The organism is Microbacterium bandirmense (assembly GCF_037204185.1).
In the GTDB taxonomy this organism is placed as follows: Bacteria; Actinomycetota; Actinomycetes; order Actinomycetales; family Microbacteriaceae; genus Microbacterium; species Microbacterium bandirmense.
The window spans coordinates 1-22,437 of the sequence record NZ_JBBDGM010000018.1 but is presented as its reverse complement, the minus strand read 5'-3'; the positions used below and the strand labels follow the sequence as shown (position 1 = coordinate 22,437).

21 protein-coding genes and 1 pseudogene are annotated in these 22,437 nt (G+C 67.8%); 10 read left to right on the top strand and 12 right to left on the bottom strand.

What is annotated here, in order from left to right; genetic code table 11:
- Positions 1–23: 23 nt before the first annotated feature.
- Positions 24–1,091 (bottom strand): iron-siderophore ABC transporter substrate-binding protein, encoded by a 1,068-nt coding sequence (locus WDU99_RS15855; RefSeq protein WP_337333436.1) that lies wholly within the window; start codon positions 1,089–1,091, stop codon positions 24–26.
- A gap of 137 nt (positions 1,092–1,228) precedes the next feature.
- Entirely contained in the window at positions 1,229–2,293 is a 1,065-nt protein-coding gene (locus WDU99_RS15850) for a DUF998 domain-containing protein (RefSeq protein ID WP_337333435.1), read from the bottom strand.
- Positions 2,294–2,488: 195 nt separating this feature from the next.
- Between WDU99_RS15850 and WDU99_RS15845 the strand changes: the two genes are divergently transcribed.
- A complete protein-coding gene (locus WDU99_RS15845; protein WP_337333434.1) occupies positions 2,489–3,535 on the top strand; it encodes an FUSC family protein in 1,047 nt (348 codons plus the stop codon).
- Positions 3,536–3,590: 55 nt separating this feature from the next.
- Here the strand turns inward: WDU99_RS15845 and WDU99_RS15840 are convergent, their stop codons facing one another.
- The 5 genes from WDU99_RS15840 to WDU99_RS15820 all read right to left on the bottom strand — a co-directional run bounded on the left by WDU99_RS15840 (position 3,591) and on the right by WDU99_RS15820 (position 9,600).
- Entirely contained in the window at positions 3,591–4,976 is a 1,386-nt protein-coding gene (locus WDU99_RS15840) for a tripartite tricarboxylate transporter permease (protein WP_337333433.1), read from the bottom strand.
- Positions 4,976–5,407, bottom strand: a complete 432-nt coding sequence (locus WDU99_RS15835; RefSeq protein WP_337333432.1) for a hypothetical protein — start codon at positions 5,405–5,407, stop codon at positions 4,976–4,978. Before WDU99_RS15835 ends, WDU99_RS15840 begins: the two co-directional genes overlap by 1 nt.
- A gap of 14 nt (positions 5,408–5,421) precedes the next feature.
- The gene (locus WDU99_RS15830) at positions 5,422–6,366 is read right to left on the bottom strand and encodes a hydroxymethylglutaryl-CoA lyase (protein ID WP_337333431.1); all 945 of its coding nucleotides are present in this window, start codon (positions 6,364–6,366) and stop codon (positions 5,422–5,424) included.
- Positions 6,363–7,637 carry a hydroxymethylglutaryl-CoA reductase, degradative gene (locus WDU99_RS15825; protein ID WP_337333430.1) on the bottom strand — a complete coding sequence of 425 codons (1,275 nt, stop codon included), beginning with the start codon at positions 7,635–7,637 and terminating at the stop codon, positions 6,363–6,365. The genes WDU99_RS15830 and WDU99_RS15825 overlap by 4 nt, the downstream gene beginning before the upstream one ends.
- A 127-nt stretch (positions 7,638–7,764) precedes the next feature.
- A complete protein-coding gene (locus WDU99_RS15820; protein ID WP_337333429.1) occupies positions 7,765–9,600 on the bottom strand; it encodes a helix-turn-helix domain-containing protein in 1,836 nt (611 codons plus the stop codon).
- A 71-nt stretch (positions 9,601–9,671) separates the two neighbouring features.
- Between WDU99_RS15820 and WDU99_RS15815 the strand changes: the two genes are divergently transcribed.
- Positions 9,672–12,164 carry a DEAD/DEAH box helicase gene (locus WDU99_RS15815; protein ID WP_337333428.1) on the top strand — a complete coding sequence of 831 codons (2,493 nt, stop codon included), beginning with the start codon at positions 9,672–9,674 and terminating at the stop codon, positions 12,162–12,164.
- A 113-nt stretch (positions 12,165–12,277) separates the two neighbouring features.
- On the opposite strand, the gene WDU99_RS15810 is transcribed toward WDU99_RS15815, so the two are convergent.
- Together WDU99_RS15810 and WDU99_RS15805 are read right to left on the bottom strand one after the other, a co-directional pair.
- Positions 12,278–13,030 (bottom strand): N-acetylmannosamine-6-phosphate 2-epimerase, encoded by a 753-nt coding sequence (locus WDU99_RS15810; protein ID WP_337333427.1) that lies wholly within the window; start codon positions 13,028–13,030, stop codon positions 12,278–12,280.
- 47 nt (positions 13,031–13,077) lie between these two features.
- Positions 13,078–14,571 carry an SDR family NAD(P)-dependent oxidoreductase gene (locus WDU99_RS15805; protein WP_337333426.1) on the bottom strand — a complete coding sequence of 498 codons (1,494 nt, stop codon included), beginning with the start codon at positions 14,569–14,571 and terminating at the stop codon, positions 13,078–13,080.
- A 91-nt stretch (positions 14,572–14,662) separates the two neighbouring features.
- Between WDU99_RS15805 and WDU99_RS15800 the strand changes: the two genes are divergently transcribed.
- The 5 genes from WDU99_RS15800 to WDU99_RS15780 all read left to right on the top strand — a co-directional run bounded on the left by WDU99_RS15800 (position 14,663) and on the right by WDU99_RS15780 (position 17,652).
- Entirely contained in the window at positions 14,663–15,742 is a 1,080-nt protein-coding gene (locus tag WDU99_RS15800) for a M4 family metallopeptidase (RefSeq protein WP_337333425.1), read from the top strand.
- Positions 15,717–16,061 carry a protealysin inhibitor emfourin gene (locus WDU99_RS15795; protein ID WP_337333424.1) on the top strand — a complete coding sequence of 115 codons (345 nt, stop codon included), beginning with the start codon at positions 15,717–15,719 and terminating at the stop codon, positions 16,059–16,061. The genes WDU99_RS15800 and WDU99_RS15795 overlap by 26 nt, the downstream gene beginning before the upstream one ends.
- Positions 16,062–16,136: 75 nt before the next feature.
- Entirely contained in the window at positions 16,137–17,039 is a 903-nt protein-coding gene (locus WDU99_RS15790; protein ID WP_337333423.1) for a VOC family protein, read from the top strand.
- Positions 17,040–17,084: 45 nt separating this feature from the next.
- The gene (locus WDU99_RS15785; RefSeq protein WP_337333422.1) at positions 17,085–17,300 is read left to right on the top strand and encodes a hypothetical protein; all 216 of its coding nucleotides are present in this window, start codon (positions 17,085–17,087) and stop codon (positions 17,298–17,300) included.
- Between the two features lie 25 nt (positions 17,301–17,325).
- Positions 17,326–17,652: a hypothetical protein gene (locus WDU99_RS15780; protein WP_337333421.1), complete on the top strand. Its 327-nt coding sequence runs from the start codon at positions 17,326–17,328 to the stop codon at positions 17,650–17,652.
- A 1-nt stretch (position 17,653) separates the two neighbouring features.
- Here WDU99_RS15780 and WDU99_RS15775 read toward each other — a convergent pair whose 3' ends face one another.
- Complete coding sequence (locus tag WDU99_RS15775; protein ID WP_337333420.1) at positions 17,654–18,154, bottom strand: hypothetical protein; 501 nt, start codon at positions 18,152–18,154, stop codon at positions 17,654–17,656.
- 53 nt (positions 18,155–18,207) lie between these two features.
- Here WDU99_RS15775 and WDU99_RS15770 point away from each other — a divergent pair, with 53 nt between their 5' ends.
- The gene (locus WDU99_RS15770; protein ID WP_337333419.1) at positions 18,208–18,921 is read left to right on the top strand and encodes a ribonuclease H family protein; all 714 of its coding nucleotides are present in this window, start codon (positions 18,208–18,210) and stop codon (positions 18,919–18,921) included.
- A gap of 543 nt (positions 18,922–19,464) precedes the next feature.
- Here the strand turns inward: WDU99_RS15770 and WDU99_RS15765 are convergent.
- Positions 19,465–19,866 (bottom strand): hypothetical protein, encoded by a 402-nt coding sequence (locus tag WDU99_RS15765; RefSeq protein ID WP_337333418.1) that lies wholly within the window; start codon positions 19,864–19,866, stop codon positions 19,465–19,467.
- Between the two features lie 37 nt (positions 19,867–19,903).
- A pseudogene (locus tag WDU99_RS15760) lies at positions 19,904–20,176 on the bottom strand (tyrosine-type recombinase/integrase); the annotation flags it as partial.
- Positions 20,177–20,398: 222 nt separating this feature from the next.
- Between WDU99_RS15760 and WDU99_RS15755 the strand changes: the two are divergent.
- Together WDU99_RS15755 and WDU99_RS15750 are read left to right on the top strand one after the other, a co-directional pair.
- Positions 20,399–20,989 (top strand): hypothetical protein, encoded by a 591-nt coding sequence (locus WDU99_RS15755; protein ID WP_337333417.1) that lies wholly within the window; start codon positions 20,399–20,401, stop codon positions 20,987–20,989.
- Positions 20,990–21,025: 36 nt separating this feature from the next.
- Positions 21,026–22,153, top strand: coding sequence for a GmrSD restriction endonuclease domain-containing protein (locus WDU99_RS15750; RefSeq protein ID WP_337333416.1), 1,128 nt, complete (start codon positions 21,026–21,028; stop codon positions 22,151–22,153).
- The last annotated feature ends 284 nt before the right edge of the window (positions 22,154–22,437 follow it).

The following is a 22,437-nucleotide window of genomic DNA, read 5'->3' as shown; positions in this document are numbered from 1 at the left end:
TGACGGTCAGCAGGTGCTGCGGATCACTGGCCGTCGAGCGCACCGGCGAGCGCAGCGAAGTACTCGTCGATCCCCCAGCCGATCGACAGCGGCGACGGGTTGGCCGACGCTGCCAGCGGGGTGTTGTCCTGCAGGACGGCGACCTGACCGGCGGCGATCGCCGGGATCTTCGACAGCAGCGGGTCGGCCTGCAGTGCGGCGATGGTCGAGTCGTCACCGTAGGTGACGAACACGTCGACGTCCTCGAACCGCTCGGCCTGCTCCGAGCTGATGGTCACGTAGAAGCCGTCGGTGCCCTCGGTCGCCTCGGCGACGACCGACGGTGCCGGCAGTCCGACGCTCTCGAGGAACCCGGGGCGGGTGTCGTGGCTGGTGTACACGCCGATCTGGCTGAGATCGTTCATGTCGAGGTAGCTGAACAGCACCTTGGAATCCTTGAGCGCGCTGTTCTCCTCGAGCGCCGCGTCGATCTGCGTGTGCAGCTCGACGATCAGCGCGTCACCCTCGGTCTCGAGGCCGAGCGCGGCGGAGTTCAGCTCGATCATGTCCTCGAGCGAGGTGGCCCAGGCGACCTCGGGGTATGCGACGACGGGAGCGATCTTCGAGAGGGTGTCGTACTCCTCCTGGGTCAGCCCCGAGTATGCGGCCAGGATCACGTCGGGAGCGGTGTCGGCGACGGCTTCGAAGTCGATGCCGTCGGTCTCGTCGAACAGCACGGGCACGTCACCGGCCTTCTCGGCCTCGGCGTCGCCGATCAGCGAGGTGTCGACGCCCAGCTCGGTGAGCTGGTCCTCGACCCACGGCAGCACGCCGTCGCCGTCGTCGTCGCCCCAGGTGGCCTTGCTCATGCCGACCGGCACGATGCCCAGGGCCAGCGGAACCTCGTGGTTCGCCCACGCGACGGCGGCCACGCGCTCGGGCTTCTCGCTGATGGTCGTCTCGCCGTACACGTGCTCGATGGTGACGGGGAACGCACCGGATGCCGTGTCTTCGGCATCCGACTCGGGGGATGCTGAGGACGGAGCGCAGGCGACGAGGCCGGCGGCCAGGACGGCGGCGGCACCGATGCCGAGAATGCGGGAAATGCGCACAGGCTTCCCTTTCAGATCGTTGGGCGGGGGTGTGGCTCCACGCGACGGGAACGTCGTGGTAAGCCTCGCCTAACCTAACACGCTCGATCCGCGCGGAAAAGCGGCCGTCATCCGCCGTCACACACCCGTTATCGGCGTCAGCGCGCCACGGCGCGCAGCGGCGAGGGCTGCCGTGACGGGCGCGAACCCGCCGGTGCGAGGATCGCCAGCACCCGGGCGTAGGTGGTCATCCACACCAGCACCAGGCCGATCACGATGCTCTCCAGCGCCGTCACCGTCAGCACCGACAGCACCACGGTGAGCAGTACCGCACCGGCCACCAGCACCACGAGCACGGCGGTGACCACGCGCATCATCCGGCCGCCATGCAGGGCTCGCGCCGACAGCACCACCGCGACCACGATCAGCGCCATCGTCGAGACCGCCACCACGTCATGCGCACTCGGGAAGACGTTGATCGGCAGCAGACCGACCGCGGCGAGCGCGAGGCCCGAGATCAGCCAGCCCACCACGACCGCGGCGATGCGGCGCAGCATCCGATCCCCCCGCAGCCGGTGCAGGTCACGGCCGATGTACAGCCCGGTGGTCGCGACGAGCATTCCGGCGATGACGAGCGTCCCGTTGAACGCCCATCCGCCGCCACCCGAGCCGAGCTGCGAGAAGTTGCGCTGCCACCACGTCGGATCCGACGCGGTGATCATCGCGAACAGCGTGCCGATGATCAGGAACGCGAACAGCAGTGCGGCGATGTCGCTGGTGCGCAGCTCGACCCCCGCGTCGAACGCCAGCCGGCCCGCGACAGCTGCGGCGACTCCCACCAGCAGGCCGCCGCCGATCGGCGCGAGTTCCAGACCCTGCAGACCGATGCCGAGCACCTCACCGGCGAGCAGCACGCCGAATCCGCTCACCCCGGCGAGGGCGATCATCACGGCGCTGGCCGACAGGTGCGCGACGATGGTCTGCCAGCGCGGCATCCGCCTCGTCTCACTGCGGCGATGCATCAGAGTGCTGACGACGAAGGCGCCGGCGGCGATCACGCCGGTGACGAGCGCCGTGGGGACGACGACCGAACCGTCGCCGGCGAAAGGACGGGGCGCTCCCCACAGCGCGGCCGTGCCGGCGACCGTGCCGAGCACGAAGCACCACAGCGTCGCCCACAGGGCGCGGGTCTGCGCGCGCAGCATCCGCTCGGTGTCATTCACATCACTTATCGAACCATGTCTCGAGTTCTCGACGCCTCTACGTCTCGCTGCCTCGACGCCGGGAACGAATGCAGGGAGTTTGAACGGACGCAGGTCGATTCTGCGGTGTTTCGACCTGCAAACGTTCAGATGACCTGCATCCGCTCCCGTTTCGCGGGTCTGTGGCGGGCGAGAACCGGTACTAGCGTGGTCGTCATGCGCCTGGCATCCGCTGTTCGAGCCGCGCAGCGGGCCCCGCTGCTGCAGGTGCTGAAGTCGGCCGCCGCCACGGTGGCCGCGTGGCTGATCGCCGGCTGGCTGCTGCCGGGGCCGCTCCCCGTCTTCGCGGCGATAGCCGCACTGCTGGTGGTGCAGCCGAGCGTCAACCAGTCGCTGTCGAAGGCCCTCGAGCGCAGCGCGGGCGTGATCGTGGGCGTCGTCATCGCCGTGCTGCTGACCCTGCTGCTCGGGTCGCACGGCTGGGTGGTGCTGGCCGCGGTGGTCGTGGCGATGCTGGTCGCGTGGGCGCTGCGGGCGTCGACGGGCACCGCGAACCAGGTCGCGATCTCGGCACTGCTGGTGCTCGCGCTCGGCGCGTCGAACCCTGCCTATGCCGCGGAGCGGATCATCGAGACGCTGATCGGCGCGGCGATCGGCTTCGTCGTGAACATCGTGGTCGTTCCGCCGGTGCTCTCGGCCCCGGCACGCCGCGACGTGACGCTGCTGGGTCGCGAGGTCGCGGCATCCCTCGACCGCCTCGCCGACGCGCTGCCGTCGGTGCGCACCGGACCGCAGCTGCACGAACTGATGCTGCAGGTGCGGCTGCTGCGCCCGATGAAGGATGCCGCCGACACATCGCTGAAAGCGGCCGAGGACTCACTGGCACTGAACCCGCGGCGCTCGCGGCATCGCGACGAGCTGGTCGGGATCCGCGAGCTGCACGGGCGGCTCTCGCCCGTCGTGACGCAGGTGATCGGCATGACGCGGGCGTACTTCGATCACTACGACGACGCGCTCGCCGACGATCCGACCGTGCGGGCGATCGCCGAGCAGCTGCATCGCGCCGGTCACGACGTGCGGCTCGCGGTGCAGACGCTGGCCGCCGATGCGTCGGATGCCCCGGACGCGCCCCCGATGACCTCGGCGATCCCGGCACTCACCGCCCCCCTGGTGGTGCGGCCGCCGGCATCCGATCACTGGATCCTGGTCGGCTCGCTCATGGAGGACCTGCGCCGCATCCACGGCGAGCTGACCGACGACTGAGCCGGGCCCCGAACGGCGCGCTGTGCGCGGTCCGGGGCCCGGGAGACGGATGCTGTTACGCGAACAGCCCCGCGATCGCTGGCACGGTGAGTGCCGCGACGTAGTAGCCCATGAACTGAACGCCGGTGTGCATGTGGAACAGCTTGTTCAGCAGTCCGCCGACCAGTCCGATGGTGATGGCCACGAGCAGAGCGATCACTCCACCCTCGTAGAGGCAGATCACGGCGATGAGCCCGGCGAAGGCGCCGATGATCGCCTCGTGCGACACCTTCTTCATGATCCAGGCGGCAGCCCTGTGCGCCTGGGTCATCGCGAACGGGTAGGTGATGATCAGCGCGATCAGAACGGCAGCGAGACCGAAGACCAGGAACTGCCACGGGTCGAGCAGGTTGTGCAGGTTGTTCGTCTCACCGGTCTCGGCGTCGATGGTGAAGACCGGCGGCGCGTTGAACAGCGGGTTGGCGGGACCGGCCGCCATCGGCGACAGCGGCAGACCGATCGCGATCAGCGGGATGAGCGTCTCGGCGATGTAGGTCGACTCGGTCGTGCCGTTCTTGACCGCCATCATCGTCGTCAGGCGCCGGTAGCCGTTCTTGATGCGTCCACCGAACATCTCACCCATCAGCACGGTCATCGCGACAGGCGAGAACACGAACGTCGCGCTCGAGATCACCGCGGCACCGGCGGTTCCGCCCAGCTGCCCACGGTCGAGTACGCCGACCGGATTGGGCATGCGTCCCTTCCACGTGCGCACGTCGGCCGCCAGCTCGAACGCGCGCGGAGCATCGCGCTTGAGGGTCGCCCGCCCGGCAGGGCTCGATGCCAGGAACAGGTCGAGGATGAGCGGACCGATCGCGATGCCGAGGAAGAAGCTGATCGACAGCCCCTTGCCCAGGATGCCGGTGGCGAAGTTCTGCAGCCCGACGACGATCAGCACGAACGGGATGAGGGCGACCAGCGCCGCCCACCGGCCCTTCGACAGCACGGCGATCAGCAGCGCGGCGGCCAGGAACAGCCACGGCGCGACGGCGCTGATCGCATCCGAGAAGGGGGTCAGGACCCAGGCGAAGAGCACGGCCATCGGCACGGCGATCACCGCGGCGACCGCACCACCTGAGATCGCCTTGCGCAGCGCGATGTGCGGCACACCGAGCTCGCGCAGCATCTGAGCGTCGCGCAGCAGGGGCGCGGCCATCGTGTCACCGGGGATCCCCAGAAGGGTCGTGGGGATGGCGTGTGTGATGTGCTTCGCGGCGATGGATGCCATGAAGAACGCGAACACGCCTGCCGGCGGCACGCCGAGCAGGATGACCAGCAGGGTCAGCGGTGCGATGGTCGCCGTCTCGTCGGTTCCCGAGACGAGACCGATCAGGGCGAAGACCACGGTGCCGATCAGTGCCATGCCGAGGGCCCAGAGGGTGGGTTCGAGGAGCGCCTCCATCAGTCGCGCTCCTTCTGCCGGGCCAGGTTCTTGCGGTGCTGGGCGACGAGGTCGTCGTACAGCCCGAGCTCCTTGACCTCGGCGAGCGCCGCTGCCGGGAGTTCGTCAGGATCGCCGAGCGGGCCCAGTTCGTCTTCGATGGCATCCATGGCCGCTTCACGCGACCCGGCCGTGGACTCGCCGATGGTGACGACGCGCTTCGGCTTGAAGATGTTCGCGGCGATCACCGCCGCGATGACACAGGCGGCGAGGCCGGTGACCAGCGCGTAGGAGCGCCCGATGGCATCCCCTCCGGTGAGCTGGCCGAAGCCCCACTCGGCGACGAGATACACCGGCACGGCGATGCCGGCTCCGAGGCCGATGGCGCCGAGCAGATGGCGGCTGTCGACCGTATCTCCCCACACCTCCAGCAGTCGTTGCTGTTGTTGCACGGGTTGTTCCTTTCTCAGCGGGTCAGCGCCGTTGCGACTCGTGACGTCGTGGGCTTGCCCAGTGCCCGGCTGAGCCAGACGCTGGTGTCGTTCAGGGCATCGAGGTCGATGCCGGTGCGGATGCCGAGCCCTTCCAGCATCCAGACGAGGTCGTCGGTGGCGAGGTTGCCGGTCGCCGACTTCGCGAACGGGCAGCCTCCGACCCCCGCCGCTGCCGCGTCGAAGACGCGCACCCCCTCCTCAAGCCCGGCGTAGACGTTCGCTGCCGCCATGCCGTACGTGTCGTGCATGTGCAGGGCGATCGATTCGACCGGGATCCCTTCCGCGACCAGAGCGCGCACGAGGGTGCGCACCTGGCCGGGTGTGGCGACGCCGATGGTGTCGCCGAAAGACAGCTCTTCGATGCCCCACGAGCGCATGTCGCGCGCGAGGCGAAGGACGTCGGATGCCGATACGTGGCCCTCCCACGGGTCGCCGAACACCATCGACAGGTATCCGCGCACGCGCACGCCGTCGGCCCGCGCACGGGCGAGCACGTCACGCGCGGCCAGCTCCATGCGCTCACGGGACGCACCGAGGTTCTGCTGCGAGAACGACTCGGTGACGCTGAGGAACACGGCGATGTCGTCGGCGCCGGCCTCGCGCGCCAGATCGTAGCCCCGCACGTTGGGCACGAGCACCGGCGTGCGCGCCTCCAGGTGCGCGACGCGCTGCAGCACCTCCGCCGAGCCGGCCATCTGCGGCACGCGATCGGCGCGCACGAAGCTGCCCACCTCGATCACTCCGGCACCGGCGGCGGCCAGACGCTCGATCAGCTCGACCTTGGTGTCGACGTCGAGCGATGTCGATTCGGCCTGCAGTCCGTCGCGGGGTGCGACCTCCCAGACCTGCACGGTGTCGACGGCGACTCCGGGGGCCGTCTGCGTCATCGGCAGGCCCAGTTCCCGCGTGGTGCTCATCGTGAGCGCAGTTCGGCCAGCGCGGTCTCTGCGACGTCCGCGCGCACAGTGCCTCGGGCGACGAGCTGTGCGGCGACCTCGTCGATCTCGGCGGCGGTGGCACCGGCAGCGACGGCAACGTTGCGGGCGTGCAGGCCCATGTGCCCGCGTTGGATGCCCTCAGCTGCGAGCGCGCGCACGGCGGCGACGTTCTGTGCGAGCCCGATGGCGCAGATGATCTCGCCCAGCTCGCGGGCCGTGGTCACCTCGGTCATCGCGACCGCCGCGCGGGCAGCGGGATGCGACTTGGTGGCGCCGCCGACGAGGCCGACGGCCATCGGCAGCTCGAGTGTGGCCACGAGGTCGCCGTCGGCGTCCTTCTCGAAGCGCGACAGCGCGCGATACTGGCCGTCGCGGGCGGCGTACGCGTGCGCCCCCGCCTCGACCGCGCGGGTGTCGTTGCCGGTGGCCAGCACGACGGCCGAGATGCCGTTCATGATGCCCTTGTTGTGGGTGGCCGCCCGGTACGGGTCGTCGTAGGCGAGTGCGGCGCCGGCGATCATGTTGTCGATCACCTCGGGTCCACCGATCTCGTCGGGGGCGATGACGATGCGGGCGCGCGTGACGCGCATGTCGGCGAGGTTCGTGAGGATGCGCAGCAGCGAGCGCCCCTGCGCGATCTCGGCCAGCAGCGGTGCGACGGCCTCGGCCATGGTATTCACGGCGTTGGCGCCCATCGCATCGCCGACGTTCACGACGAGGTGCACGATCAGGTGGTCATCGAGCAGGCCGTGCACGGTGCGCACGATCAGGTCGCGGGCGCCGCCGCCGACCTCGACCAGCTTCGGATCCTGCGCGTTGGCGAGCGCGAGCACCTCGTCCTTGCGCTCGAGGATGCGGGCGCGGGCGCCGTGCGGGTCGGCGACATCGAGCAGCTGCACCTGCGCCTGCATGATCGGCTCGGACGAGGTGGCGGTGATGCCGCCCCGGCTGCGCGACATGCGCGAGATGTTGGATGCCGCCGCGACGACGCTCGGCTCCTCCGTCGCCATCGGCACGAGCACCTCGCGGCCGTTGAGGATGAGGTTCGTGGCGACGCCGACGGGGATGCCGATCATGCCGATGACGTTCTCGACCATGCGGTCGGCCTGGTCGAGGCTCAGTCCCGCGCCGGAGCGCGGGTCGAGCGCGTCCAGCGCGTCGGATGCCGTGTCGATCGCGTCGGCGACGGCGGTGCGTCGCTCGTCGACGGTGAGGTTGCGCAGACCGCTGAGGCGGGAGGTGGTAGCCACGTCATTGTCCTTCCTGGCACGTCGATTCGGGCGATCCCGACGGCCAAGTTGCCAGCGAACCATCGACCCGGACGCGGGAACAGGTCTCGTGCGCACACCGTTCAGCCGTGCGACATGTCCGATTCGGCTACTGATCGACGATCCGCATCGGCGAGATTCCGCCCAGTCCCCGGGCGATCTCGATGCGCACCGCCAGCTCGAGGCGGAACCGCGCTTCCGGTCGCTGCAGGTCATCGCCCAGCAGCGACTCGAGCCGCCGCACCCGCTGCTTCAGGGTGTTCAGGTGCACGTGCAGCGCTCTGGCGGCCGCCACCAGCGACCACTGGTGATCGAACAGGGCCGCGAGGGTCGCCACCAGCGGCGTTCCTCTGGTCTGCTCCCAGTCGCGCAGGGGGCGCAATTCGGCATCCACGAATTCCGACAGCCGCTGCCCGTCGTCGCCGAACAGCAGATCGTACGGGGCGAGCGTCACGGCGTCGACGATGCCCGGAGGCAGCTCGAGGCCTCTGGCGAGGCGCGCGGAGCGCCAGGTCGCGGACGCAGCGGCCAGGGCATCCACCAGCGTCGCACCCCGAGAGAACACCGCGCTCGTCGCCTCACCCAGCTCGTCGACCACGTGCCGGGCGGCATCGACGCCGGGGGCGAGCACGGCGACGCCGTCGGCGCCGAGCGCGACCAGCCAGTCCCGGCGCACGCGCAGCGCACTACGCAGGCGGCGCCGGTCCTCGGCACCGCACACGATCACCACCAGCTCCCATGCCTGATCCACCGGATAGCCGCGGGTACGCGCCCTGCGCAGCGCGGATGCCCCCAGCGCGCCGCCGACGAACAGCTCGTCGGCGATCTCGCCGCGCACCCTCTCCTCGGCGTCGTCCAGCGCATCGCGGCGCACCACCAGCAGCGCCGCGGTGATCGCCGATCGCTCGATCGTGCGCCGCTGCACATCACTGAGCGGCTCGCGACCTCGTGCGATCAGCAGAGCACCGTGCCGCCCCGTCGACCCGGCCACCGGCGCGACGAACTCCACCGGTCCGGAGCCGAGCATCACGCTCGCACCGCTGTCGTCGACCTTCGAGATCGCGGCGCGGATCTGGCTGCCGGGCAGCTGCCTTGCCGGGCCCGTGTGCGCGACGCTGCGCCCCTCGGCATCCACGAACATCACCTCGCGACCGAGCGCATCGGCCAGGACGCCGGCGACGGCATCCGCCCCTCGGCCCTCCAGCACGAGCCGGGTCAGTTCGCCGTGCAGCGCCGCAGCCCACTCCAAGCGCTGCTGATGCGCGGCCGACTCGGCCGTGGCATCCGTCGCCTCGCGCAGCAGCTGGGCCTGGTGCAGCACGAGCGCGGCATGGCCGGCGAACGTCGTCAGCAGCGAGACCTCCTCGGGGCGGAACGTGTGCGGTTCACGGCTCGCGGCGAACAGCACGCCGAGCACCCCGTCGCCGACGACGAGCGGCGCGCCGAGCAGCGAGCGCAGCTGCTCCTCGCCCACGATCGCGTCGATCGTCGGGTCGTGCGGCACCGACGTCAGCAGCGCGTAGTCCTCGACCCATTGCGGATGCCGCGTGCGCACCGCCAGACTCGCCAGCCCGACTCCGGCAGGCACCACCATCTGCGGGAAGCGGGGCGACACGGTGCCGCTGGTGGCCCGCACGTACAGTTCGTCCTTGGCGCCGTCGTACACCGACAGGTAGGCGATGTCGACGCCGACGAGCTCGTGCGCGCGATCGACGATGCGCTGCAGCAGCAGTTCGACGTCGCTGATCGAGAGCAGGTCCTTGGCGGATGACATCACCGCGCGCAGTTCGGCGCCGCGCTGCCGCAGCCCCTCGACCCGATGCGCGAGTTCGACGAGCGCGTCGGCCGCCGCCGGGTCGTTCGGCAGCGCGGAACGCAATCGCTCCGGGTCGGGGCCCGCGCCCTCGCCGATCGCCCGCAGGGCCGCGACCAGATCAGAACTCACCCGTCCATTCTGGTCGCTTGCGGGTTCTGAGGGTCGGTGGCGGCGCGCCGGGATGAAAGGATCGAAGGATCATGCTTGATCCCACTCCCCTCCGCGGCGCCGATTCGGATGCCGTCTACCTCGCGTTCGTGGAATGGGCGGAGTCGACCGGCATCAGCCTCTACCCGGCCCAGGACGAGTCGATCATCGAGATCGTGTCGGGCAACAACCTGATCCTGTCGACGCCGACGGGCACCGGAAAGTCACTGGTCGCCGTCGGAGCGCACTTCGCCGCCCTCGCGGACGGGCGGCGCTCGTACTACACGGCACCGATCAAGGCGCTGGTCAGCGAGAAGTTCTTCGCACTGGTCGACGTGTTCGGCGCGGAGAGCGTGGGCATGATCACGGGCGACTCATCGGTCAACGCCGATGCGCCGATCATCTGCTGCACCGCCGAGATCCTCGCGAACCTCGCGCTGCGCGAAGGACCCGCCGCCGACGTCGGCCAGGTCGTGATGGACGAGTTCCACTTCTACGGCGACCCCGACCGCGGGTGGGCGTGGCAGGTGCCGCTGCTCGAGCTGCCGCAGGCGCAGTTCGTGCTCATGTCAGCGACGCTCGGGGATGTCACGGAACTGGCATCCGACCTCACCCGCCGCACCGGACGCGAGACGGCTGTGGTCACCGGCGTCGAGCGGCCCGTGCCGCTGCACTTCTACTACGAGACGACGCCGATCCACGAGACCATCGACGATCTGCTGAGCACCGGACAGGCCCCGGTGTACGTCGTGCATTTCTCGCAGGCCGCGGCGATGGAGCGCGCACAGGCGCTCGCGAGCGCCAAGGTCGCCACCCGCGAGCAGCGGGATGCCATCGCCGAGCTGATCGGCGGATTCCGCTTCACCACCGCGTTCGGCAAGACACTGTCTCGCCTGCTGCGGATGGGCATCGGAGTGCATCACGCCGGGATGCTGCCGAAGTACCGTCGCCTGGTCGAGCAGCTCGCCCAGCGCGGAATGCTGCGGGTGATCTGCGGCACCGACACCCTCGGGGTCGGGATCAACGTGCCGATCCGCACCGTGCTGCTCACGGCGCTGACGAAGTTCGACGGCAGTCGGATGCGGCAGCTGAACGCCCGTGAGTTCCATCAGATCGCGGGCCGGGCGGGACGCGCCGGCTACGACACCGCGGGCACCGTGGTCGCCCAGGCTCCGGAGCACGAGTCCGAGAACCTTGCAGCACTGAAGAAGGCCGGCGACGACCCGAAGAAGAAGCGCAAGATCATCCGGAAGAAGGCGCCGGACGGCTTCGTGTCGTGGGGTGAGCCGTCGTTCCAGAAGCTCGTCGGCTCGGAACCTGAGACGCTGACTTCGCACATGCAGATCACCAGCGCCATGATGCTGAACGTCATCGGTCGCGGTGGCGACGTGTTCGGAAATATGCGCTCGCTGATATATGACAATCACGAGCCTCGGCCGAAGCAGCGACTGCTGGCGCTTCGCGCGATCGGCATCTTCCGGACGCTGCTGCAGTCCGGTGTCGTCGAGAACGGCCCGGATGGCATCCGGCTCACGGTCGATCTGCAGCCGAACTTCGCGCTGAATCAGCCGCTGTCGCCCTTCGCCCTCGCGGCTTTCGAGCTGCTCGACCCCGAGGACGCGACCTTCCCACTCGACATGATTTCGATCGTCGAGGCGACGCTGGATGATCCGCGCGCGATCCTCGGCCAGCAGGAGTTCCTCGCCCGCGGCGAGGCGGTCGCCGCGATGAAGGCAGAGGGCATCGAGTACGACGAGCGGATGGAGCTGCTCGAGCAGATCACCTATCCGAAGCCACTCGACGAGCTGCTGAGCGCCGCATTCGAGACATTCAGCTCATCCCAGCCGTGGATCCGCGACTTCGAACTGCGGCCGAAGTCGGTGGTCCGCGACATGTACGAACGCGCCATGTCGTTCGGGGAATATGTCGCCTACTACAAGGTCGCGCGCTCCGAGGGCGTCGTGCTGCGGTACCTCTCGGATGCCTACCGCGCGGCGTCGCAGACGATCCCCGAGCACCTGAAGACCGATGAGCTGCGCGACCTGATCGAGTGGCTGGGCGAGCTCGTCCGCCAGGTCGACTCAAGCCTGCTCGACGAGTGGGAAGAGCTCGTCGCGGGCGTCGACAACGGCGTCTACGACAGACCGGATGCTGAGCCTGTGGTCCCGCCCGCGCCCAAGCGCCTCTCAGCCAACACTCGGGCGTTTCGCGTGCTGGTGCGAAACGAGATGTTCCGCCGCGTGCTGCTCGCCGCTCGCGAAGATGTCGAGACACTGGCATCCCTCGACGCCGACTTCGGCGCTGACGGCTGGGACGCCGCCCTGGACGCCTACTTCGCCGAGCACGACGAGATCCTCACCGATGCGGATGCCCGCAGCCCGCAGCTGCTGCTCATCGAGCATGGACCCGAAGTCTGGGAGGTGCGCCAGATTCTGCACGACCCTGCCGGCGATCACGATTGGGGCATCGCCGCGAGCGTCGATCTGGCAGCATGCGACGAGGCCGGCGAGGCCGTCGTCACCGTCACCGGCGTCGATCGGCTGTGAACACACCCGCGTTTCAAGGACGTTCTCACTTCTGGAGGATGCCCGAGCCCCGCGCATCCTCCAGAAGTGCAATCGTCCTTCAGAGTTGATGCGCCGCGCGGCGCCTACTTCGCCTACGCTGACTCGGCGAGCGCCCCGACGAACCACGACGTGATGGTCGACGGGTGCGTGATCGCGGTGCCGACACACACCGCGAAAGCGCCGGCCTCCCGCGCGGCGGCGGCCTGCGCAGGGGTGTGGATGCGTCCTTCGGCGACGACGGGCTTCGCACATGCCTCGGCGACGAGCGCGATCAGCTCGAGGTCTGGTCCGTCGGTCCTCATCCGCTCCCCCGTGTAGCCCGAAAGAGTCGTGCCGATGATGTCGGCACCGGCAGCCTCAGCGGCGATGGCATCTTCCAGCGAGCCGCAGTCGGCCATGATCAGTGCGTCGCAGTGCGCGCGCAGTCCTGCGATGGTCTCGGCGAGGGTGAGTCCGTCCGGACGCATGCGTCGGGTTCCGTCGATCGCGACGATGTCGGCGCCGGCGTCGGCGACGGCAGTCGCGTGCTGCAGGGTCGGAGTGATGAAGACGTCGGAGTCGCCGTCCTTCCAGAGGCCGACGATCGGCACGGGCAGGTCGGACACGGCGCGGATGTCGCCGATCCCCTGCACTCGGATGCCCGCGGCGCCGCCCACCAGGGCCGCTCGCGCGACCTGCGCCATGGTGTTCGGATCGCGCATCGCCTCACCGGGGTAGGCCTGGCATGACACGATGAGCCCGTCGTGCAGGCGGTCGACGATGTCGGAGGCGGCGAAGCGCACGATCGGATGCCCTCTCTCAGTCCGCCGAAGCGGGCGGCGGTCCCAGCTCGTCCAGAATGCCATGCGCCTTCCTTCAGAGCTGACGCGCCGGCGGAAGCCTGCCCGCCAACTCACCAGGGATTCGGCTTGTAGTCCTTCAGGAACACGCCGTACAGGTCGACGCCGGCCTCGCCCTGCACAATCGGGTCGTACACGCGTGCGGCGCCGTCGACGAGATCCAGCGGGGCGTGGAAGCCCTCCTCTGCCAGACGCACCTTCGTGTAGTGCGGGCGCTCGTCGGTGATCCAGCCGGTGTCGACGGCGGTCATCAGAATGCCGTCGGTCTCGAGCATCTCGCCGGCGCTGGTGCGAGTGAGCATGTTGAGTGCGGCCTTGGCCATGTTGGTGTGCGGATGCCCCGGGCCCTTGTACCGGCGCGAGAACTGACCCTCCATCGCCGAGACGTTGACCACGTAGGTGCGGCGTGCGCTCGACGCGGCCATGGATGCCCGAAGTCGGCTGATCAGCAGGAACGGGGCCGTGGTGTTGGCCAGCTGCACCTCGAGCATCTCGAGCGGGTCGACCTGGTCGACCGACTGCACCCAGCTGTTGACCCGGTTCACGTCGGGCACCAGTCCGCCGGCGTCGATCGCCGTGCCGTCGCCGTGCTTCTCGAGCGATGAAGAACCGGGAGCCATCGCGAGCCGGGCGAGATCCTCGGCGGTCAGCGCCTGACCGCCCTGCTCGGCGACCGTGCCGCCGAGGGCTGCGACGGAGAGCAGCGGATGCGCGTCCACCGAAGCCTGCAGCGCCTGCGGATGCGGGTCGGCGGTGTGCCCGAACGTCTCCATCTCGGGCAGCGGCCCGTCCGGCAGGGGCTGCAGTTCAGCATCCGCCAGCAGTGAATACGCACCCGGCGATCGCCGCACGGTCTGCGCGGCGTTGTTGATGAGGATGTCGAGCGGCCCCTGGGCCGCGACCGAGTCAGCCAGGCCGATCACCTGCGCGGGATCGCGCAGGTCGATGCCGACCACACGCAGGCGGTGCAGCCAGTCGGCGGCGTCCGGCAGCGACGAGAAGCGGCGCACCGCGTCGCGCGGGAAGCGAGTCGTGATCGTCAGGTGCGCGCCGTCGCGCAGCAGACGCAGGGCGATGTGCATGCCGATCTTCGCGCGTCCGCCGGTGAGCAGCGCCCGGCGACCGGTGAGGTCGGTGCGCGCGTTGCGCTTGCCATGGCTGAAGCGCGCGCATTCGGGGCAGAGCTGGTGGTAGAACGCGTCGACGAGCGTGTACGGCTGCTTGCAGATGTAGCAGTTGCGCGGCTTGAGCAGTTCGCCTGCGCTCGGTGCGTCGATGCTGGAGGCGAGGTCGATGCCACGGGTCTCGTCGTCGATGCGGTCGGGCGCGCCGGTCGCGGTGCGCGCGACCACGGCCTTGTCGGCCTCGGCGATCGCGTCGCGGATCTCCTTGCGACGCGCGCGCTTGACCGCCTTGAACATGTTGGCGGTGGCGCGGCGGACCGCGACGTAGTCGGGATGCTGCTGATCGACGCGATCGAGTTCGCCGAGCACCCGCAGGGTGGTGGCCAGATCATCGGGGTCGATGCCGGAAGGCGCGTCGGTCATTGGGCCGATTCTACGCGGCCAACCTGGGCATATCCGGCCGCGATCCGCCGCGCCCCTGGGGTCTGTCGGATGCACGGCGTAAGGTCAGCACATGGGCACCAGCGTCGCGGCATCCGCATCTTGTCATCAGGGCATCGTGCCCGGTTATCTGCTGGCCAGGCTGGCGACCTCGGGGCGGTACGCACACGCCGCGCAGGCGGCACGGCAGACCCTGATCGCGGGGCGCCCGACGTACCACTCCACGCTTGAGCTCTCGATCGACGGCACAGGCGCCCTCGTCGCCGAGGTGACCGACGCTCCGACGCGCACGATCTTCGACGCCCAGAACACCGAGCGGCTGCCCGGTGTGATGGTGCGCGGCGAAGACGACCCGCCGGTCTCGGATGCCACCGTGAACGAGGCCTTCGACGGGCTCGGGGCCACGTTCGCGCTGCTGCTCGACGCGTTCGAGCGCAACTCGCTCGATGACGCCGGCGCCGCCCTCAACGCCACAGTGCACTACGGCATCGACTACGACAACGCCTTCTGGGACGGCTCACGCATGGTGTTCGGCGACGGCGACGGCGAGGTATTCAGCGGGTTCACCCGCTCGGTGACGGTGATCGGGCACGAGCTGGGACACGGCGTCATCCAGAGCGCCTCGGGCCTGGTGTACCAGGGGCAGTCGGGGGCTCTGAACGAGTCGATCGCCGACGTGCTCGGCGTGCTCACCGAGCAGCATCTGAAGGGTCAGACCGCCGACGACGCGAGCTGGCTGGTCGGCGAGGGCATCTTCACCGAGGCCGTGCAGGGACGCGCGCTGCGCGACATGCTGAACCCCGGCACCGCGTACGACGACGATGAGCTGGGCCGCGACCCGCAGCCGGCGCACATGCGCGACTACGTCGACACCACGGAGGACAACGGCGGCGTGCACATCAACTCGGGCATCCCGAACCGCGCTTTCGCGCTGGCGGCGCGCGCGGTCGGCGGGCATGCTTGGGAAGGCGCGGGGCTGGCCTGGTATCGCGCGCTGACCAGCGGATTGCCGTCGGATGCTGGATTCACAGCGTTCGCCGAGCGCACGCTCACCGCGGCGAGCGACATCGGGGTTAGCGTGGAGCAGGCGGTCCGCGACGCGTGGATCGCGGTCGGAGTGATCGAGGATGCACGAGTACGAGAACCCCGCTGACGGGGCGGATGCCACAGACGACGCGGAACCGGATCGCATCGTCATCGCCGTCGTGCGCAGCGGAGGGATCGCAGGGATGCGGCGACGCTGGCGCGCGGAGCCCGCACCCGAGCTGACCCCGCAGTGGATCGCGCTGGTCGAGCGCTGTCCGTGGGATGAGCGCATCGACGACGACACCGTGGGCGCCGACCGCTACGTCTGGAGCATCCACGCGCGACTGCACTCGCAGCAGCTGGAACAGGTGGTGCCCGACACGCACCTGCAGGGTGCGTGGCGTGAGCTGGTGGATGCCGTGCGCGACGCCGACCCCGGATCCTGAGCAAACCCCACGCCGGTTCCTGAGCAAACCCCACGCCGGTTCCTGAGCGAACGAAGTGAGACGAAGGAGACGAAGATGTCGCAGAAGATCATCCCCAACCTGTGGTTCGACCACGACGCCGAGCAGGCGGCCGCGTTCTACTGTGCGACGCTGCCCGACACCACTTTTCAGCTCGCCATGCGCTATCCCGATGATGCGCCCGAGTGGCAGCGGGAGTTCGTCGGCGAGCCGCTCGTCATCGACCTGTCCGTCCGCGGTTTCCAGATCTCGATGATCAACTCCGACGACACCTTCCGGCCCAACCCGATGATCTCGTTCATGCTCAACTTCGACCCGCTGATGTTCGACGGCGATGCGGACGCAGCCCGCGCCCGGCTCGACAAGGCCTGGGCGGCGCTGTCGGACGGCGGTTCGGTGCTGATGCCGCTGGGCGAATACCCGTTCAGCCCGCACTACGGCTGGGTGCAGGACCGCTATGGCGTCAGTTGGCAGCTGATGCTCACCGACCCGGACGGCGACCCGCGACCGTTCGTCATCCCGCAGATCATGTTCGCCGGTGATGTGCAGGACAGCGCGCGCGAAGCGGCCGAGCTGTACACGTCACTGTTCGACGATGCCGCGCTCGGCATGGTCGTCGAATACCCCGAGCAGACGGGCACGGCGGCATCCGGCAGTGTGATGTTCGGCGAGTTCCACATCGGCGAGCAGTGGTTCTCGATGATGGACTCGAACGTCGCGCACGAGTTCACCTTCACGCCGGGCGTCTCACTCGAGGTGCACTGCCGCGACCAGGCTGAGATCGATCGGCTGTGGGATGCGCTCTCGGCCGTGCCCGCGGCGGAGCAGTGCGGCTGGCTCACCGACCGGTACGGCGTGAGCTGGCAGATCGTGCCCGAGAACATGAACGAGCTGATGGAGCGGCCGGGAGCGTACGGACGGATGCTCGATATGAAGAAGCTGGTGATCGCGGACTTCTGACCTGCTTCGGCCCCCGTCGCACGCCGAACGCGTGACAATGGAGTCATGGGACTGTTCACGCAGAAGCCGCAGGAGCCGAGCGCGTGGGCTGCGCTGCCCGGCGAACCGCTCAATGAGACCGACACCACCGAGCGCCTGGATGAGGCGCCGAACCTCGACCTGATGGACGTGGGCCTGGGTGCGAAGTATTCGACGGTCGTGTTCCCCGTCGCTCCGCCCGCGCCGGAAGCGGCCGACACCGCCGAGAACGAGGGTGAGTAGCGCGACCCGACGATAAGCTCGCCGCATGCCATCCCCCGACGAGGCTTCGCGCCTGCTGCAGCTCGCCCTCGACGCCCGACGGCGCGGTGACGCGCTGCTGCACCTGCAGATCGACATCGCGCACCTCACCGGGCAGGCGTCCTCGTGGGGATCGGCCGAGAACCGGATGCAGCGCGACGACCACGTGGGCTACTTCCTGAGCGAGGTCGAGAAGCTCGGCTGGCGGCTGGAGCACACCGGCTACGCCTTCGTCGAGAGCGGCGCCACCACCTCGTCACGCATCTGGGGAACCGGCGAGGGCGTCGTCAACCACGGCGGCATCGAGGCGTTCTTCACCTTCCGCGCGATGTGAGTCAGCCGGCGGCCGCCAGCACCCGCGACATGTCGTACCGCCGGGCGTCGACGCTGAGACGCTGCCCGTCGCGCGAGCGCACCACCACCCGCTCGCGACCCAGCACATTCACCGTGCGGCACGATGCGATCTCGCCATAGGCTATGCGCTTCGTACCCCCGAACACCGTGCGGTAGCGCACAGCATCCGCTCCCACCTCGAGGTACCAGTTGCGGTACGCGAGCAGCGTGCACACTCCCGCGACGAACAGCACCACCGACGCGATCCGCATCGGCAGCAGGTCGTGGGTGTACCGCGAGGTGAACGACGCGAGCGCCATGACGAATCCGGCTGCCAGCAGCACGGCGCCGATCAGGGCGAACAGCACGGGCATCCGCTGTCGAATCGGTCCGGCGGCGACCGCCTTCGCCGGCGTGACCCGCCGGAACGCGCGCAACACGATCACCGCGAGCAGCGCGATGACGATCGCGATGATCACGGCCTTGAGCGCAAAACCGGACATCCTCCGACGCTACCAAGTGCGGGCGCGCGACGTGGACGTCGTACGGTGGAGGGATGACGATCACCGCCGCGGCAGACGGCTCCGCCCTCGGCAATCCCGGACCGAACGGCTGGGCCTGGTACATCGACGACCAGCGGTGGGCCGCCGGCGGATCGCCGCACGGCACCAACAACCAGGGCGAGCTGCAGGCCGTGCTCGAGCTGCTGCGCGCCACCGCCGGCATCGACGAGAAGCTCGTGATCGAATGCGACAGCCGGTACGTGATCGACTCCGTGACGAAGTGGATGCCCGGGTGGAAGCGCCGCGGCTGGCGCAAGTCCGACGGCGGGCCGGTGCTGAACCGGGAACTGCTCGAGGGCATCGACGAGGCCATGCGCGGCCGCGACGTGTCGTTCTCGTGGGTGAAGGGGCATGCCGGGCATCCGCTGAACGAGGCCGCCGACGAGCGCGCGAACGCCGCCGCTCGGGCGTATCAGCAGAAGCAGGAGCCCCGGCGCGGACCCGGTTTCGCGGGCGCAGGCGACGGCGGCGCCGTGCTCGCCGGCGCGATGCCGGTGGCTGCGCAGAGCGGTACCGCCCGAGACACCGGCCATGCCGAACCTCTCTGGGCCGAGCCCGCGGATCTTCTCGACGGGTTCGACGAGCCCGTGGCATCCGCCCCGCTCGACCTCACCGTCTCCCTCACCGCGGCCGAGCACGCGCGCCTGCGCGACCGCGCCGACGCGCAGGGCATCTCCCTCGCAGAAGCACTCCGCCGCCTGATCTGACGGCGCCACGCGGTCAGCGACTGAAAATCGTGAGGTCACGGGATCGACGCCCGTCGGAGCCACAAGGACCGTCGTTACAACGGTCCCAGAAACCCTCGCCTAGCTTCTACATGGCGGGGGTTTTGCTTTTGCCCCGGTGAGGGGCGTTTTTCTTTCTGCCCGTCGAGCGAGCTCTGCGAGACGAAACTAGCCTGCGACTCTCGGACGACGGGCGAGCGGAGCACTGCGCAACGGGCCGGTCAGAGGCGCTTGGGCCGGTCTGGGGCCGGTCGCCTGTCATTTTGAGTTGATTTCAGCGTCGGGATGCACGTCGGGACAGTCTGCCAAGCAGCATCCGCAGATCGGGTGCTCGACGGTGCCAACATCGCCTTCGTTCTCACACGAGCATCGCGGGCAGGAGCACTTCGACCCCCTGGGTGGATAGCCAAGCTCGGCGCGTTCCGCATCGCTGAGCTCACCGACGAGAGCGAGCTCATACGTGACCCCATCAACGACGATGTTCGTCTCTGCCTGATTTTTCATAACCGAACAGACTATCGCTGGTCACGAAGATTCGTTCACCTCAACGCGATTCCAATCGGTCCGCATGACCGAAACCCACCGGTTGTTCCGCCTCTGATCGAGCCCGAGCTCGTCCACGATCTCATGAGGCACGAGATCGCCGGCCGACGAGCACTGAAGCACGGCCAGCTTCACGCGATGCTTCCGCTCAAGATGCAACAGCAGTTCGACGTCTGTTCCGTCATTGACGTCTGCTGCAAGCGCGACTTGCACATGACGCCGTTCGAGCTTGGTCCCGGCGTCTTCGGCCGCAAGCCAGACCGCCCGAACCCGCGAACACTCGCTTAGCCCGCGACCGATCTCTTCTTGCAGTTTTCGAGGCATCGCAGCTGTACTCGCCATCTGGATCTCGAAGGCAAGGAGGCCCGTCGCGCGTTTGCTCATGACACGACTGTACGCATCCGGGTTACGGGCGCCGAGTTCACTCGAAGAGCGAGTCGATTGCGGCTGCAGCACGCTTGGCGACGTCGGAGCGAGCGCGGCTGTAGCGCTCGGTCATCTGCATGCTGGAGTGGCCGAGGATGGCCTGCACGTCGTTCGCGGGAGCTCCGGCGTCGAACAGCATCGTTGCGAGGGTATGCCTCAAGTCGTGGATTCGCAGATCGTCCCTGTCCAGGTTCGCGCGTAGCTGCTTCCAGTTGATTGCACGTCGGACGTTAGAGGCGTTGATGCGCCCGCCTCTCGGCCCGGTGAAGACATGACGAACCCGAGCTGTGAGAACTTTCTTTACTCGTTCAAGGCCGGCCTAACGGCCGACTGCACCGCCTGCGGTGCGTCCGGTCCTCGCTCCGCTGCGGTCCGGGCGCTCCTCGGCAGCGCAGACAGCACGATTTCGGCGGCAGTAGCCAGAGCCCGACCAAAGCCGACGAAAGCGCCAGCAGCAACGATGCTAACGTGCCCTGATGGGGCTTAAACGATGACCGAGCAGACCGAGGGTATCGGCCGACTACAGGATGCGATGCGCTCTCTCGATCCTGCCGCGTTCACAAGCCTGCACGTTCTTGATCGTCTTCCGCACGTATTCGAAACTCGCGAACAGTACATCGCCTGGAAGTCGGTACTTGGTCGCTCGATCGATGTTGACCCCCTATGCATCGTGGTGGTGGGCAGTGGAGCCGTGGGCTTCAGCCTCTCGCCTCGAGAGGAGAAGCGATTTCACGCCTTCCACGATGAGTCCGACATCGATGTCGCCGTCATAAGCCCCACTCATTTTGATGAAGCATGGCGAAATCTCCGCGCGATGCGAGGAGATGCCGCACGCGAGCTACGCGACCACTGGCGCCATCATCGCACATCGCTAATCTTCGACGGCACGATCGCAACGGACGCTGTTCTCTCTCATCTATCGTTTGGGCCGAAGTGGATGGCAGCACTCGGGCGCATGGCACGCGTTAACCCCACTCGGGATAGAGATGTCAAAGCGCGGATCTATCGCGACTTCGATTCCCTGCGCGAGTACCAACAACGCGGCGTGGACCGACTTCGCTCCGAACTTATCTCTGACTAACCCCAGATCCCGTAGACCATCAAGGAACATACAAATATGCCAAATCCCGAACCCTCGAAGCAACGATTCTTGGAAGCCACCCACCACACCGTGTCGTGGTTTTGGAAACGACACAAAGCCGATGAGCTCGAGCTAAAACCCCCTTACCAGAGGAATCCGGTATGGCAGGAGAAGCAGCAGGCCGCACTCATGGACACGATACTCCGCGGATTTCCAGTCCCGGAGCTCTACCTCCAAACGGAAGTCGATGCGGATGGCGAAGAGAAGTACGTCGTCGTAGACGGCCAGCAGCGCATTAGGGCATGCCTCGCGTTTATCGAGGGAGATGTTCCGCTTGGCGAAGAATCAGGGACGCTGGCGGGCTCGTACTTTGATGATCTCACCGAAGGCCAGCGACGACAGGTCTTTCAGTACAAGTTCGTCGTCCGGGAGCTGCCTGCGTTGAGCGACCCGGAAATTCGCGACATCTTCGGCCGACTGAACCGGAACAACATTGCCCTAAACGCACAGGAGCTTCGACACTCCACCTATTGGGGTGAGTTCATCACGACGATGGAGGAGCTCGCGAGCAACGACTTTTGGGTCACCTCCGGAGTCTTCACTGGCAACGACATTCGGCGCATGCTTGATATCGAGTATGTAAGCGAGCTCGCCACCTCACTCCTCTATGGGCTTCAGAACAAGAAATCCACGCTCGACAAGTTCTATCGCACCTTCGAATCGGAGTTCCCCGACCGCGAGATAGCGAGGTCCAAATTCTCAGCCGTCCTTGGTGAGTTGACCCAACTCCTGGAGTGGCCGACGGATCTTCGGTGGAAGAAGAAGACAGATTTCTATTCGCTATTCCTCGTTCTGGCGGAACATGTCGATGAGCTGCCTTTCTCCAGCGACAAGCGCACCGAGATTACCTCGAAGTTGAAGCGGATGTCCGAGGCCGTCGACGCTTATGTCAAGGATCCAGCGACGTCAACTGATATAGCTCAGGCGAAGGGATACGGTCGAGCCGCGGCGCGAGCCGCCTCCGACCTCGCCAATCGACGGGCACGAGCCCTCGCACTTTCGAGCTACCTATTCGATCTTCCCTACGACGTGGGAGCTGAGGAGGCCGAGGATGCAGACGACATCGACGATACTGACGACATCGACGATGCTGACGAGAGTTGATCTCTAGGCCCTGATCGGGCCGGTTCCGTGCCGGTAGCTCCGCTGAAACCAACCTTAACCAGCCGGGACCAACCATGACAACAACCGCGGAATCACGCGGCAAACGAGCACTCGTGAGCACCCATCGACCCCGCGAATACAACTGAAAATCGTGAGGTCACGGGATCGGTGGCCGTCGGAGCCGGTTGGTGCCGTAGTCACGTGAGTATTTGGAGTCGTGAGCGCCACTGATTATTGCGGTTGAGCGCCACTCGATATTCACTCTCAGGGCCACCGGTATTGCC

Excerpts from the sequence above, each read along its gene's own strand:
- WDU99_RS15845 (WP_337333434.1), top strand. The coding sequence starts at position 2,489 with ATGCGCCTGGCATCCGCTGTTCGAGCCGCGCAGCGGGCCCCGCTGCTG.
- WDU99_RS15840 (WP_337333433.1), bottom strand. The coding sequence starts at position 4,976 with ATGGAGGCGCTCCTCGAACCCACCCTCTGGGCCCTCGGCATGGCACTG.
- WDU99_RS15830 (WP_337333431.1), bottom strand. The coding sequence starts at position 6,366 with ATGAGCACCACGCGGGAACTGGGCCTGCCGATGACGCAGACGGCCCCC.
- WDU99_RS15815 (WP_337333428.1), top strand. The coding sequence starts at position 9,672 with ATGCTTGATCCCACTCCCCTCCGCGGCGCCGATTCGGATGCCGTCTAC.
- WDU99_RS15810 (WP_337333427.1), bottom strand. The coding sequence starts at position 13,030 with ATGGCATTCTGGACGAGCTGGGACCGCCGCCCGCTTCGGCGGACTGAG.
- WDU99_RS15805 (WP_337333426.1), bottom strand. The coding sequence starts at position 14,571 with ATGACCGACGCGCCTTCCGGCATCGACCCCGATGATCTGGCCACCACC.
- WDU99_RS15800 (WP_337333425.1), top strand. The coding sequence starts at position 14,663 with ATGGGCACCAGCGTCGCGGCATCCGCATCTTGTCATCAGGGCATCGTG.
- WDU99_RS15795 (WP_337333424.1), top strand. The coding sequence starts at position 15,717 with ATGCACGAGTACGAGAACCCCGCTGACGGGGCGGATGCCACAGACGAC.
- WDU99_RS15790 (WP_337333423.1), top strand. The coding sequence starts at position 16,137 with ATGTCGCAGAAGATCATCCCCAACCTGTGGTTCGACCACGACGCCGAG.
- WDU99_RS15785 (WP_337333422.1), top strand. The coding sequence starts at position 17,085 with ATGGGACTGTTCACGCAGAAGCCGCAGGAGCCGAGCGCGTGGGCTGCG.
- WDU99_RS15780 (WP_337333421.1), top strand. The coding sequence starts at position 17,326 with ATGCCATCCCCCGACGAGGCTTCGCGCCTGCTGCAGCTCGCCCTCGAC.
- WDU99_RS15775 (WP_337333420.1), bottom strand. The coding sequence starts at position 18,154 with ATGTCCGGTTTTGCGCTCAAGGCCGTGATCATCGCGATCGTCATCGCG.
- WDU99_RS15770 (WP_337333419.1), top strand. The coding sequence starts at position 18,208 with ATGACGATCACCGCCGCGGCAGACGGCTCCGCCCTCGGCAATCCCGGA.
- WDU99_RS15765 (WP_337333418.1), bottom strand. The coding sequence starts at position 19,866 with ATGAGCAAACGCGCGACGGGCCTCCTTGCCTTCGAGATCCAGATGGCG.
- WDU99_RS15755 (WP_337333417.1), top strand. The coding sequence starts at position 20,399 with ATGACCGAGCAGACCGAGGGTATCGGCCGACTACAGGATGCGATGCGC.
- WDU99_RS15750 (WP_337333416.1), top strand. The coding sequence starts at position 21,026 with ATGCCAAATCCCGAACCCTCGAAGCAACGATTCTTGGAAGCCACCCAC.